At 35.8% G+C, this 13,346-nt stretch carries 13 protein-coding genes; 8 read left to right on the forward strand and 5 right to left on the reverse strand.

What is annotated here, in order from left to right:
• Nucleotides 1-10 precede the first annotated feature (10 nt).
• Both pepF and ACWNMZ_RS22930 read left to right on the forward strand, forming a co-directional pair.
• Nucleotides 11-1,834 carry an oligoendopeptidase F gene (pepF, locus tag ACWNMZ_RS22925; protein ID WP_031539978.1) on the forward strand — a complete coding sequence of 608 codons (1,824 nt, stop codon included), beginning with the start codon at nucleotides 11-13 and terminating at the stop codon, nucleotides 1,832-1,834.
• 429 nt (nucleotides 1,835-2,263) lie between these two features.
• Nucleotides 2,264-2,713, forward strand: a complete 450-nt coding sequence (locus ACWNMZ_RS22930) for a DUF305 domain-containing protein (RefSeq protein ID WP_031539979.1) — start codon at nucleotides 2,264-2,266, stop codon at nucleotides 2,711-2,713.
• 480 nt (nucleotides 2,714-3,193) lie between these two features.
• Here the strand turns inward: ACWNMZ_RS22930 and ACWNMZ_RS22935 are convergent, their stop codons facing one another.
• The 4 genes from ACWNMZ_RS22935 to ACWNMZ_RS22950 all read right to left on the reverse strand — a co-directional run bounded on the left by ACWNMZ_RS22935 (nucleotide 3,194) and on the right by ACWNMZ_RS22950 (nucleotide 6,144).
• Nucleotides 3,194-4,066: a ClpXP adapter SpxH family protein gene (locus ACWNMZ_RS22935; protein WP_031539983.1), complete on the reverse strand. Its 873-nt coding sequence runs from the start codon at nucleotides 4,064-4,066 to the stop codon at nucleotides 3,194-3,196.
• Nucleotides 4,066-4,473 carry a globin domain-containing protein gene (locus tag ACWNMZ_RS22940; protein WP_031539984.1) on the reverse strand — a complete coding sequence of 136 codons (408 nt, stop codon included), beginning with the start codon at nucleotides 4,471-4,473 and terminating at the stop codon, nucleotides 4,066-4,068. The genes ACWNMZ_RS22935 and ACWNMZ_RS22940 overlap by 1 nt, the downstream gene beginning before the upstream one ends.
• A gap of 105 nt (nucleotides 4,474-4,578) precedes the next feature.
• Nucleotides 4,579-5,208, reverse strand: coding sequence for a lytic transglycosylase domain-containing protein (locus ACWNMZ_RS22945; protein WP_031539986.1), 630 nt, complete (start codon nucleotides 5,206-5,208; stop codon nucleotides 4,579-4,581).
• Nucleotides 5,209-5,556: 348 nt separating this feature from the next.
• Nucleotides 5,557-6,144: a CYTH domain-containing protein gene (locus ACWNMZ_RS22950; RefSeq protein ID WP_031539987.1), complete on the reverse strand. Its 588-nt coding sequence runs from the start codon at nucleotides 6,142-6,144 to the stop codon at nucleotides 5,557-5,559.
• 960 nt (nucleotides 6,145-7,104) lie between these two features.
• Between ACWNMZ_RS22950 and istA the strand changes: the two genes are divergently transcribed.
• The 6 genes from istA to ACWNMZ_RS22980 all read left to right on the forward strand — a co-directional run bounded on the left by istA (nucleotide 7,105) and on the right by ACWNMZ_RS22980 (nucleotide 12,250).
• The gene (istA, locus tag ACWNMZ_RS22955; RefSeq protein ID WP_048717507.1) at nucleotides 7,105-8,388 is read left to right on the forward strand and encodes an IS21 family transposase; all 1,284 of its coding nucleotides are present in this window, start codon (nucleotides 7,105-7,107) and stop codon (nucleotides 8,386-8,388) included.
• On the forward strand, nucleotides 8,388-9,152 hold the full coding sequence (gene istB, locus ACWNMZ_RS22960; protein ID WP_251628605.1) for an IS21-like element helper ATPase IstB: 765 nt from the start codon (nucleotides 8,388-8,390) through the stop codon (nucleotides 9,150-9,152). The genes istA and istB overlap by 1 nt, the downstream gene beginning before the upstream one ends.
• 163 nt (nucleotides 9,153-9,315) lie before the next feature.
• Nucleotides 9,316-9,684 (forward strand): UPF0738 family protein, encoded by a 369-nt coding sequence (locus tag ACWNMZ_RS22965; RefSeq protein ID WP_031540165.1) that lies wholly within the window; start codon nucleotides 9,316-9,318, stop codon nucleotides 9,682-9,684.
• Nucleotides 9,685-9,838: 154 nt separating this feature from the next.
• Nucleotides 9,839-10,471, forward strand: a complete 633-nt coding sequence (locus ACWNMZ_RS22970; protein ID WP_031540164.1) for a GTP pyrophosphokinase — start codon at nucleotides 9,839-9,841, stop codon at nucleotides 10,469-10,471.
• Between the two features lie 66 nt (nucleotides 10,472-10,537).
• On the forward strand, nucleotides 10,538-11,332 hold the full coding sequence (locus tag ACWNMZ_RS22975) for an NAD kinase (protein WP_031540163.1): 795 nt from the start codon (nucleotides 10,538-10,540) through the stop codon (nucleotides 11,330-11,332).
• A 21-nt stretch (nucleotides 11,333-11,353) separates the two neighbouring features.
• Nucleotides 11,354-12,250 carry an RluA family pseudouridine synthase gene (locus ACWNMZ_RS22980; RefSeq protein ID WP_031540161.1) on the forward strand — a complete coding sequence of 299 codons (897 nt, stop codon included), beginning with the start codon at nucleotides 11,354-11,356 and terminating at the stop codon, nucleotides 12,248-12,250.
• Nucleotides 12,251-12,287: 37 nt separating this feature from the next.
• Here the strand turns inward: ACWNMZ_RS22980 and prpE are convergent, their stop codons facing one another.
• Nucleotides 12,288-13,052 carry a bis(5'-nucleosyl)-tetraphosphatase PrpE gene (gene prpE / locus ACWNMZ_RS22985; RefSeq protein WP_251628606.1) on the reverse strand — a complete coding sequence of 255 codons (765 nt, stop codon included), beginning with the start codon at nucleotides 13,050-13,052 and terminating at the stop codon, nucleotides 12,288-12,290.
• Between the last annotated feature and the right edge of the window lie 294 nt (nucleotides 13,053-13,346).

Genomic DNA, 13,346 nt, shown 5'->3' on the forward strand with positions numbered 1-13,346 from the left:
AGGATTTAGTATGTCAACAGAAACAAGTGTTAAGAAATTACCATTACGCAATGAAATTCCAGTTGAGGACACTTGGAAATTAGAGGATATTTTTGCGACTGATGAAGAATGGGATAAAGAATTTGAAGAAGTAAAGAATTTATCACAAAAGGCAACAGAATATCAAGGCAAGCTGGCAGATAGCGCAGATGTTCTTTATGAAGCTTTGCAGTATCAAGACGAGCTTTTATCAAGGCTCGGAAAATTATATACATATGCACATATGCGGTATGACCAAGATACAACGAACAGTTACTATCAAGGGGTAGATGGCCGTATTAAAAGCTTATATGCCCAAGCTGCAAGTGCTCTTGCATATATGGTTCCAGAATTATTGTCTATTGATGAAAAAGTAATCAATGCTTTTTTAGAAGAAAAAGCAGAATTACAGCTATATAAAAAGGCGTTAGAAGAAGTTAACTTGCAACGTCCACATGTATTAAGTGCAGAACAGGAAGCATTGTTAGCACAAGCATCAGAAGTATTGGATTCTTCAAGCAATACATTTGGAATGCTTAATAACGCTGATTTAGAATTCCCAACCATTAAAGATGAGAATGGAGAAGAAGTAGAGGTTACTCATGGCCGTTATTCACGTTTTTTAGAGAGCGCAGATGAGCGAGTACGTCATGATGCATTTATGGCCGTTTATGACACCTATGGAAAATTTAAAAATACGTTTGCCTCCACTTTAAGTGGAGAAGTAAAAAATCATACATTCAATGCAAAGATAAGAAATTATAGCTCACCAAGGCATGCTGCACTGGCTGCGAATAATATTCCTGAACAAGTGTATGAAAATTTAGTGGAAACGATAAATAAAAATTTACCATTATTGCATCGCTATGTGAAGCTTCGCAAAAAGGTTCTTGGAGTAGAAAAGCTTCATATGTATGATCTTTATACACCGTTAGTAAAGGATGTAAAGATGGAAATACCTTATGATGAAGCGAAGGAATTAGTAGTGAAAGGTTTGGCACCTCTAGGAGAAGAATATGCTTCAATCTTAAAAGAAGGCTTTGAAAATCGCTGGGTGGATGTCCATGAGAATAAAGGGAAGAGAAGTGGTGCCTATTCTTCAGGCGCATACGGAACAAATCCATATATTTTAATGAACTGGCAGGATAATGTGAATAATTTATTTACATTAGCTCATGAATTTGGCCATTCTGTGCATAGCTACTATACAAGAAAATCACAACCATATCCATATGGGAATTATTCCATCTTTGTCGCTGAAGTTGCTTCTACTTGTAATGAATCCTTGTTAAATGATTATTTGCTTAAAACGATTACGGATAAGCAAAAACGTTTATACTTGCTTAATTATTTCCTAGAAGGATTCAGAGGTACAGTATTCCGTCAAACGATGTTTGCTGAATTTGAACAACTAATTCATGAAAAGGCAAGTAATAATGAGCCATTAACTGCTGATTTATTGACAAAAGAGTACTACGCATTAAATCAGAAGTATTTTGGTGAAGAAGACATCGTAATTGATGAGGAAATTGGATTAGAATGGTCAAGAATACCGCATTTCTATTATAATTTCTATGTGTATCAATATGCGACTGGCTATAGTGCTGCAACGGCCTTAAGTAAACAAATTTTGGAGGAAGGAAAGCCTGCTGTTGAGCGATATATCGATTTTCTCAAGGCTGGAAGCTCCGATTATCCAATTGAGGTTCTTAAAAAAGCTGGGGTAGATATGACAAGCAAAACACCAATTGAAGAGGCTTGTAAGGTATTTGAAGAAAAATTAAATGAAATGGAAAGCTTATTGAATGAACTATAATAGTCTGTAGGATGAAAAACGGGTAGGAGAGACAGCTCTCTTACTCGTTTTTTTTGTTCATTTATTTTGTTTTCTAGAAAATCATTGATTAATAGATAAAAAATTACTTCGAACAAAGGGATAGGGCATGTGAATTTTAGGACTATCTATGTTTCAAAAGGTTTAGTTTAATATAATAAAATTGGCAGACCGTGATATTCGATAAAGTCATCAAAAAGCTAAGGAATAGTTGACTAAAGCAAAATCTGATTATACTTCTATTGGTAATAAATGGATTTTAGGTTATAAGGGATTCTATGATATGAAATACTCCATATTATTTGGATGAGGTTTTGTTTAATTGTAGTTAGGGAAGAGAAATCTCTAAGAAGGGATGTTTGAGAATCGGAGGGGGTTAATTCTAAAAATTAATAGAAAGGGAGTTTTTTTATGAAGCCATATGTAAAGTTTTTTGGAATGGTTTTAACCTCAACAATTGTCATGTTTCTATTTAAATACTTGAGTACTTATAAAATGGACCATATTTTTTTTAGTGAAACAAGAGCGTATATGGCTTTGTTGATGGGAGCGACAATGGCGCTGATTATGCTAGTATTTATGGTTAAAATGTTAAAAAATCGGAAAGTAAATATAATGATTGCGATTGGAAGTGTAGTTGTCTTTTTTCTTTCCCTATACTTGTTGAGGAGCCAAACACTTGTTGACGATGTGGATTATATGGAAGCAATGATTCCCCATCATTCCATTGCCATTTTAACGAGTGAGCGTGCTCAAATAACTGATCCAAGAGTCCGAAGTCTCGCTGATGAAATTATAAGTACGCAAATAGAAGAAATTAATGAAATGAAAAAATTAATAAAAGATTTAAAAGATGAATAATAAATTAAGAAGTATAGATTCCTGTAAATAGAGTTATTAAGCTAAGATATTGTAGGAGATGCTGGCGCATAAAATAATCTAGCCCCTATTTGTCTAATGGATTTTGCATTTCTATACTTTTTCAGTAAATTTGGAGGAGTTGTATTCTCAGAAAGAGCGGACGGGAAATGACGATAATCTTTACAAAAACGTCTTTAATTTTGACGCTTTTGTGAACAAAGTATCGAGTGTATTGCGAAAATTGATTGACCTATGATAGTATATAGTTGTGAAGTTAATCACATACAAACTTATACCCCTTTGTTTGACCGTGAAAAATTTCTCCCATCCCCTTTGTTCGTAAAAAAATAAAAAAGGCCTTGCCTTGAGACAGCAAGTCCTTTTTTATTTTTTTAGGATTCCTTTTTATCTTTCCTATTTTGAAGCAAAATAAAAAAATAGACATGGCATCTGTTGTAGATATGCCATATCCCTTATTTACTAACCGATATATTTCCAAAACACCCCGTATTTAGCAGGTATTTGTTCTACTAGTTGTTGTAATTGCAATTTCTTCATTTCTTTTTCCACTTCTTGTATCGATTTATTATAAACAACAGATAATTCCTTGGACGCAACAAGTTTAAAACACTCTAAAAAGTTTTCGAGTGGTGGTGGCGCTGCTTTTTCTGGTTGAATTTGCAGCATTTCTTCGATGATTTGAACATATATCTCATAAGGATAATAACCTGTGACTTTAATTCCTTCTTCTTCAATATTTTCATTAAAGAAGACTAATGTCGGAATTTCATTTACTTCCATTTCTCTTGTGATTTTTAAATCACATTGAAATGCCTTCGCTGCACTATGTGAATGGATATCAGCTACAAACTCAATTACATCTATTCCCACGCTCTTGGCACAAGATTTAAGTACATCAAATGTGGCAATATTTTTTTTCTCCAAAAATAAAAGCTCTTGTAATTTTCGTAAGAATTTCATTCCCGATTTCCGGCCTTGCAATTCTGCCGCCTTTAGCGCAATGGAAGGTAAATGTGGCGAAATAATAGGATTATCAAACCATAAGGAACCATCACATGACATTCCAGAACGACTAGCTGTTTTTTCCCAAAATTCAGCAATGTTTGCATGCTTGCTTTTCTTACTACAATTTAAAGAAGATAATCTACCACTTAATACATGTTTAAGGGAGAAATATCGTCCATACTCAATTTGTAGTTTTTTCATAATAGGTTCAAGTGCCCAGCATTCAGGACAGAGTGGATCGATAAACATATAGATTTCAAGTGGTTTACTTTCTTGGCAATTATCATCAGCTGTTTTCGGCTTGGATATAGAGAAGTCTTTTTCCATCACGTGTTATCACCTTTTTTAGTTTCGATTTCCTCCGAATTGATCATATGTTTTGCTGTCAGCACGAGTCTTGAAAAAATCCCATCACGCAGTTCGCTATCTAGTTCTACTTCTTCCATGGCCTGATCCATGCAAGCTAACCATGCTTGTGCTCTCTTTTCTGTTATGGGAAAAGGTAGATGTCTCGCTCTAAGCATAGGATGACCATGTTCATTTGAATAAAGGGAAGGACCACCTAAAAATTGTGTAAGAAATTGTTTTTGTTTACGAGCTGTTTCTGTTAAATCCTTTGGGAAGATAGGAGCTAGGTCAGGATGTTGACCAACATGATTGTAGAATATATCTACAAGTTTATTTAATGTGGCTTCACCGATTTGATCATAAGGTGTCGACATTTTCTCGACCATATTTAAAACTCCTTTTTCGTTCTTTTATAACATTACTTTATTATATTGTAACAATCCACATTTCATTGTACAAATAAATAGCTTGTAAATAGATCGAGATAGAAATTATGCCATATATTGCTGTGTGACTTTGTTTACGTAATTCTGGGTTTCTTTGAACGGTGGAATACCACCATACTTATCAACATTAGCAGGCCCTGCATTATATGCAGCTAAAGCAAGTTCAACATCTCCGTTATATTTGTCTAACATTTGCTTTAAATACTTACTTCCGCCCATGATATTATCTATTGGGTTAAATACATTTTGTACACCTAATGATTTTGCAGTACTAGGCATTAGTTGCATTAATCCAGATGCTCCTGCATAGCTCGTAGCGTTTGGATTGAAGTTAGATTCCACTTTAATAACGGAGCTTATTAATTTTTCAGGTAGATTATATTTATCCGCAGCTACTTTAATCATTTCATCGTAATCGGTGGCAGATGACGATGAAGAAGAAAGCTTTGTTAAGTTCATTGGTAGAAGGGATACATTACTAGTCACTCCTACAGGAAGGGAAGAAGTTCCTAGAGTATTGTTTTCAATAGAATTTGTTAAAGTTGATTCGGATGACAACATACTACTCAGAAAGTCTTGGAAAAGGGTGGATGCACTACTATTTGTAGTGTTCATAGAATTTAAACCTTGTAAAGCTTGGAGTTCAAGCATTACTTTAAATTGATCAATTTTCATTGCTTTCCTCCGTTGTTAAAATAAGGACTTTTATACAGTCATGCAAAATTTCGTTTAACAAAATGAAGATGGTTGGGACATAAGTATTGCCGTTAACGATAAGCACGACCATTTTCTTGTTTTAGTCTAAAAAAATGTTTTCTTGAAGTCTGCTGTTATTACACGCAGCCTGAATACACTTCGCTCTCCATGGGGAAGGCGCCGAGCCACTTCCATAGGAGTCTACGTGTATTCAGGCTGTTCCATTTTGCCAACTAATTATAAGCAAAATTTTCAAGATACAATCTTAAAAAACGCAATGGAACCATATATGAAGGTCCATTAAATGGTGTATTAATAAACTAAAATTTATTTTTGTTTGTATTTTTCTTCATAAAATCTGCGTACTTTATTTTTCGTTTTTCTAACGGGAATGTTTAAGCTGGATAATAGTTCTGTGAAATATAGTTCTCCTTCTTCCCGATTACTTACTTCATATTCTAACTCATAATCTTCTTTTTTTAAATAAAAACTATGATCTAAAACTAGTAAACCATTTCCAATTGTTTTTTCTGCTCTAATAGTTCGGAGGCTTCCAAAATATAAAATGGAAGCAGGCTCGATGTTCATTTCTACCAATAGACGAGAAATTTTCTCATCGTTTATTTTCCCAGTTGCAAAAATTGCTTCGCTTTCTTCTTTGGAAAGAACTTTATTTGTTTCAAGAAGTCCATCTGGATGAGGCTGTTTTAATGTTAATTCATACCCGTCATTCTTTTTGCGAATTCTTAATGCAGAATGGTTAGCCTTTAAAGCAAAATCGCTTGTATCAAAATAATGATTTTCTTGCTCAAATAAATCGCCTTCTTGAATGTGAAAGTGAGTAAGAAGCAATTCATACTCTTTCTTTGTTAACATGTTTTTAAATTCAATTTCAATGTTTTGAGTTTGCGACATAAATAAATCCTTTCTATTGTAATCTTGTCTATTATTATAAAGTGAGATTAGAAAACAAGCTATTGTCAACTTCCATTTTGTTTCCGTTACATTTTTTTATTCCTTTTGTGTTAAATAAACAGCTACCTAGGCAGCTGCGCTTTTCTATTTGTCTAGCTCCAGGCACCCAGGGGCAGATGGGCTTCGCGTCCGTTCCCTACGATAAGTCAACATCGGCTCACTGTCGCTCACCGTGTTTCCTTTATCTCAGGAAAGGTCGCTCCATCCCACACGCCCCTAAACGGGAACCTTGCGCTTTTCTATTTGTCTAGCTCCAGGCACCCAGGGGCAGATGGGCTTCGCGCCCGTTCCCTACGATAAGTCAACATCGGCTCACTGTCGCTCACCGTGTTTCCTTTATCTCAGGAAAGGTCGCTCCATCCCACACGCCCCTAAACGGGTACCTTGCGCTTTTCTATTTGTCTAGCTCCAGGCACCCAGGGGCAGATGGGCTTCGCGCCCGTTCCCTACGATAAGTCAACATCGGCTCACTGTCGCTCACCGTGTTTCCTTTATCTCAGGAAAGGTCGCTCCATCCCACACGCCCCTAAACGGGTACCTTGCGCTTTTCTATTTGTCTAGCTCCAGGCACCCAGGGGCAGATGGGCTTCGCGTCCGTTCCCTACGATAAGTCAACATCGGCTCACTGTCGCTCACCGTGTTTCCTTTATCTCAGGAAAGGTCGCTCCATCCCACACGCCCCTAAACGGGAACCTTGCGCTTTTCTATTTGTCTAGCTCCAGGCACCCAGGGGCAGATGGGCTTCGCGCCCGTTCCCTACGATAAGTCAACATCGGCTCACTGTCGCTCACCGTGTTTCCTTTATCTCAGTAGAAATGATAATTTAAATATGTACAAACGTGCTTGAATAAAGATGTACAAAATTGATTATGAATTACATACTAATATTGGGTGATTAGTATGTACATAAAGTTAAATATTGAAACAGATTTTGAGATTAAGAGTCTTTCAGATTTAGGAAAATTCAAACAAGTAATGGAGCAGTTAAAGATGAAAATTAATAAAAGTGAATTAGCTAGGGAATTAGGGGTAGATCGTAGAACAATCGATAAATATCTCAATGGGTTTATTCCAAAACGTACAAGGAAAAAGGCATCTATGCTTGATGAATATTATGAAATTATAGCCGCACTTTTATCGGAGGATTCGAAACAGAAGTTTTATTATCGGAGGGTGCTTTGGCAATATTTAAAAGATAATCATGGTCTTGATTGTTCGGCTTCTACATTTAGGGCGTATATAGCTAGAATACCAGAATTTAAAGCTTATTTTGATGAGGACAAAAAGATTGCCTCCCCCAAAGGGGCAGCTCGTTTTGAAACAGCACCAGGTAAACAAGCACAACTAGATTGGAAAGAAAGTATTCTATTTGATACTAAGGATGGTCAACAGGTAGAAGTGAATGTGGCCGTTCTTGTTCTTTCTTATTCAAGGTTCCGCACGTTCCATCTAAGTATCTCTAAATCACAAAGTACATTGTTTTCGTTTTTAACGGAAACATTTGAAGCACTTGGTGGTGTTCCTTCAGAGATAATTACGGACAATATGAAAACAGTTATGGATGAAGCTAGAACAGAATTTTCTAGCGGAAAAGTGAATAATAAGTTTGCACAATTCGCTAACGACTTTGGTTTTAAAGTAAAACCTTGTGTAGCAGGCAGACCACGTACAAAAGGAAAAGTAGAAACAACGATGAAACTATTAGATGAAATTCATGCTTATCAAGGTCAACTGACCTTAGAAGAATTACACCGATTTGTACAGGATTTATGTAATCGAGTCAATCATGAGGTACATCAGGGGACTGGCAAGATACCAGTATTAGAATTTAAAAAAGAAAAGAACCTCTTACACCAGCTACCAACTGTCCAAGTAAGAGATTTCTATCGAATCAATCATAAGCTTGTAAAGGTGAATGCCTCCAACATGATTTCTTACAAATCGAATCAATACTCGGTACCAGCAAAATACCAAGGAAAGAGAGTTGGACTACAAGTGTATGATGATCAAATATGGGTTTATTATAACACGGAGCTCATCGCACAACATCCCTTAAGTGGGAAGAAATTAAATTATCAAGAAACCCACTATCAGGAATCACTAGGGGTTTCTATGCCTAACTATCCTAATATTGATGAGTTAGCGAAAAAGAACTTAGCAGCGATTGGAGAAGTGTATAAATAATGAATCAAGTAACAACAACAAATCATCAGCAATTATTAAAGAATCTAGAGTATCTGGGGCTTAAGCAAATGGCGTTACATTTAAATGAAGTCATAGACTTTAGTGTAAATAATCAATTGTCCTTTAATGATACTTTGATTAAATTAACGAACTATGAAATTGATGTCCGAGAGCAAAATATGACACAGGCAATGGTGAAAGTAGGTGCATTCCCACATCGTAAAGAAATAACTGATTTCGATTTTGATTTTCAACCCTCCATTAACCGACAACAAATCTTAGATTTTTTAACGCTCCGTTTTATAGAGGAGAATGAAAATATCGTTTTCTTGGGTACAAGTGGTGTTGGAAAGACCCATTTGGCCACTTCAATCGGAATTGCCGCAGCGAAGAAACGAACTAGTACTTATTTTATTAAGTGCCATGATTTAATCCAGAATTTGAAGAAAGCACGGTTGGAAAACCGTTTAGAAAGTCGTTTAAAGCATTATGCCAAGTACAAGCTTTTAATCGTAGATGAAATTGGTTACTTGCCAATAGATGCGGAAGATGCGAAGCTCTTTTTTCAGCTCATTGACATGAGATACGAAAAGAAAAGTACGATTCTCACTACAAATGTAAATTTCAAAGAGTGGGATACAATTTTTCAAGAGACTAAACTAGCGAATGCGATTTTAGATCGTATTTTACATCACGCAACTGTCGTAACCATTGTAGGTGATTCTTATCGATTAAAGGCTCATTTAACGCAAGAAAACGAGTGATTTTGTACATCCTTACGCAAGCAAAATTGTACATATTTGTGTTGACATTTATATATCTCAGGAAAGGTCGCTCCATCCCACACGCCCCTAAACGGGTACCTTGCGCTTTTCTATGATAATTCTTTTGGTTGTGGTAAAATAATGCATAGTTGGAGGGTGAATGATGAAACAAAAATGGAAGATTACAGAGAGTATTGTAAGAGAAAATGAACTGGTATTTCAATTGCAGGAGGATGCGAATTTAGAGAACACAAAGGCAAGTGGTCAAATGCTGGTTGACTCTGATTCTCTTGCGTTTATATATTTACTTGAAAAAGAAAATGAATATGTTTATCTAGAAATTCCAGAAATGGTGTGGAAGGATTGTAAAGTGGCATTAGAAGCAAATAATGCATTCTTTATTAAGGCTTTAAATGGGGAATTATTGCTTGAGAATTTTAAAGAGGAATTGGAATATTTAATTGAAAATATTCGAGGAAATGGAAATTATGGAGAGGATATGGAAAAAGCGGTTTCATCCGTTTTTCTATAAAATTTGTTGATTAGTTTTGGCAGGTACAACGGCACAGTGAATGGGATAAATTAGGTGCTAGTCTTCCTGTATAGAGAACAAGAATAAATTAACAGATTTTCTATAAGTGAAATACCTCGTCTCAAAAAGAAACCTTGGAAATGAGGTGTTATATATGAAACAGTGGGATCAATTTTTGGCTCCCTACAAACAGGCAGTGGATGAATTAAAGGTTAAACTAAAAGGAATGCGACGACAATTTGATCATGAAGAGGAGCATTCTCCAATCGAATTTGTAACAGGGCGCGTAAAGCCGATTGCAAGTATATTAGATAAGGCGAATGAAAAAGGAATTCCTTTAGACAAATTAGAAACGGAAATGCAAGATATTGCAGGACTTCGTATGATGTGTCCATTTGTTGACGATATTATAAGAGTAGTTGAACTATTAAGACAAAGAAATGATTTTGAAATTGTAGAAGAAAGAGATTACATATTACATAGTAAAGAAAGCGGCTATCGTTCCTATCATGTGGTAATTGTCTATCCAGTACAAACCATTACTGGGGAAAAGAAGCTCCTAGTTGAGATCCAAATTCGTACCCTTGCGATGAACTTTTGGGCGACGATTGAACATTCACTGAATTATAAGTATAAGGGCCAATTTCCCGAAGATATTAAAATGAGGTTGCAGGGAGCTGCTGAAGCAGCCTTTCGTTTAGATAAAGAAATGTCCTTAATCCGTGGAGAAATTCAAGAAGCACAAGCTTTCTTTAATCGAAAAAAAGAAAATGACAAGAATAGTTAGTATTTTTTTCCTAAGTTAAAAATATATATTCTGCATTCCTAAACTGAGAAGAGGAGCTACTAAACAATGAAATTTGCCGTAACCTCAAAGGGTGATTCAAAATCCGAAAACTTAGTGCAAATAATCAAACAATACTTACTTGATTTTGAACTTCAATATGATGAAGAAGAGCCAGATATTGTTATCTCTGTAGGGGGAGATGGAACACTTCTATATGCATTTCATCGCTACAGCAATCGTTTAGACAAAACAGCATTTGTTGGTATGCATACAGGTCATTTAGGATTCTATGCAGATTGGACTCCAGCTGAATTGGAAAAACTAGTGATTGCGATAGCGAAAACGCCTTATAACATCATTGAATATCCAATATTGGAAGTGGTTGTACGATATCAGAACGAAGAGAAGGAAACGAGATACTTAGCATTAAATGAATCAACGGTGAAAAGTATAGAAGGAACCTTTGTCATGGATGTGGAAATGAGCGGTAAGCATTTCGAGCGGTTTAGAGGAGATGGTCTTTGTGTCTCAACACCTTCTGGAAGTACTGCCTATAACAAAGCATTAGGTGGGGCAATTGTACATCCTTCCATTGAAGCCATTCAGCTGGCAGAAATGGCGTCCATTAATAATCGTGTTTTTAGAACGGTTGGCTCCCCATTGATTTTACCAAAACATCATACATGTGTTTTAAAGCCAGTTAATGAACCGAATTTTCAAATTTCGATTGATCATTTGAATCTATTACATAAAAAAGTACATTCGATTCAATATCGTGTAGCAGAAGAAAAAGTACGGTTTGCAAGATTTCGTTCGTTCCCATTTTGGAAACGAGTACATGATTCTTTCATTTCTGAATAAGAAATAGACAGGAGCGATAGTTTGAGCTTTTTGTTAGAGTGGGTTATACAGCATGAAGCAGGCATTACCATTAAAGAATTTTTGAAAACACAATGTATCTCAAAGGCAGCTTTAACAGATATAAAGTTTAAAGGTGGAAAAATCCTGGTAAACGATCAAGAAGAAAACGTTCGCTATTTTTTAAAAAGGGATGATCATTTAGTTGTTCTCTTTCCGCCTGAGTTGCCTAGTAGTGGATTAACACCAGAATCCATTCCTTTAAACATAATCTTTGAGGATGAGTATATTCTTATCGTGCAAAAAAATGCTAGGATGAATACGATCCCTTCAAGAGAGCATCCTACAGGCAGTTTGGCAAATGCCTTAGTTGATTACTATAAAAAGCAGGGCATTGAAGCAACAACTCATATTGTTACACGCTTAGATCGAGATACATCAGGATTAGTACTTATTGCGAAGCATCGCCATATTCATCATTTACTGAGTGAGCAACAAAAAACTGGAGATGTAAAAAGAAAATATATCGCTATTGCAGAAGGGGAAATTTCTCCCTTACGTGATATAATTAATGAGCCAATTGGCAGGTGCCAAGACAGTATAATTAAAAGAGAAGTTCGAGAAGATGGGCAAACAGCCATTACCCATTATCAAGTCTTATCACAGGATGTAGATTATTCTATAGTAGAATTAACACTTGAGACAGGAAGAACTCATCAAATACGAGTACATCTTTCTTATAAAGGACACCCACTTCATGGGGATGACTTATATGGTGGGAAAAGAATCGATATTGATCGGCAAGCATTACATTGTTTTTTTATTAAATTTACACATCCAGTTTCAAAACAAACAATGACTTTTACAATTGATCTCCCGGACGATATGAAAAGGTTGAAGCAAAAAATGACAAAGAGTTAAGGATCGAAGACAGATCTCTAACTCTTTATTAATTCACTCACCTATCCTTGTTTCCTACTACCTCTTCATCAAAAGTACGGAATTTCTCTGCAAAAAAAGGCATACTCGATGGGACAGATTCGCTAGTTAGTTCTGGATATTTTAGTGCTGTTAATTTTCCTCCAAATACTGCGCCTGTATCAATGTTATAGGTACGATGGATTTCTCTTACATTGCTTACTGGTGTATGACCATAAACAATGATGGATTTTCCTTTATAATATTTAGCCCAATCTCTTCTTACAGGTGAACCGTCTCCATGTACCTCGCCTGTGATATCCCCATACAGTACGAATGTTTTTACTTTATTATGATATTGGCCAATGTAATCCTCCCGAATGCCAGCATGAGCAATAACAAGCTTTTGATTGTCAAGCACATGATATAATGGTGCATTCTCATATAATTCATTAAACATTTTTCTTATTCTTTCCTGTTCTCTTTTATTTAATTGCTTCCATTCTTCTACGGTTGTTTCTAGACCATGGGCAATTTTCACATTTCGTCCTAAGAAAAAACGATACAATTTATCGCAATGGTTTCCAGGTACGTAATAAGCCAAATCCTTTTTGAGTAATAAATAAACAGTTTCTATTACAGCTAAGGAAGCAGGGCCGCGATCTGTTAAATCTCCAACAAACGCTAGTTTTCTCCCTGCTGGATGCTGTGGATAATTCTGATCCCATCTATAACCTAATTTCTCTGTTAAAAGTTTAAACTCCTCATAGCACCCATGAATATCTCCAATGATATCAAGCTTCATAAAATCCCTCTCTCCTTTATTCTCTTTTTTACTATACCCAATTGCTTTAGAGAGCATTTTGTTAATTGTTTCTGCTTTTGGGGAAAGATAAAAGAATAAAAGTGTCATGTCTAAATAAAAGACAAATCGTTAATCTTTTGTTACTATAAAAATCATATTGAAATTTTGAGGGCACTGAAAAAGTCTAGTTCTCCAAATTAAATGAGGTTTTATTTATTTGAAAGCAAATAATAAGTTGGTTTGGAGAGGTGTCCGCTCGACTCCTACGGGAGATGCGAGAAAGTCCGAGACCCT

Source organism: Niallia sp. Marseille-Q9988 (assembly GCF_976954375.1).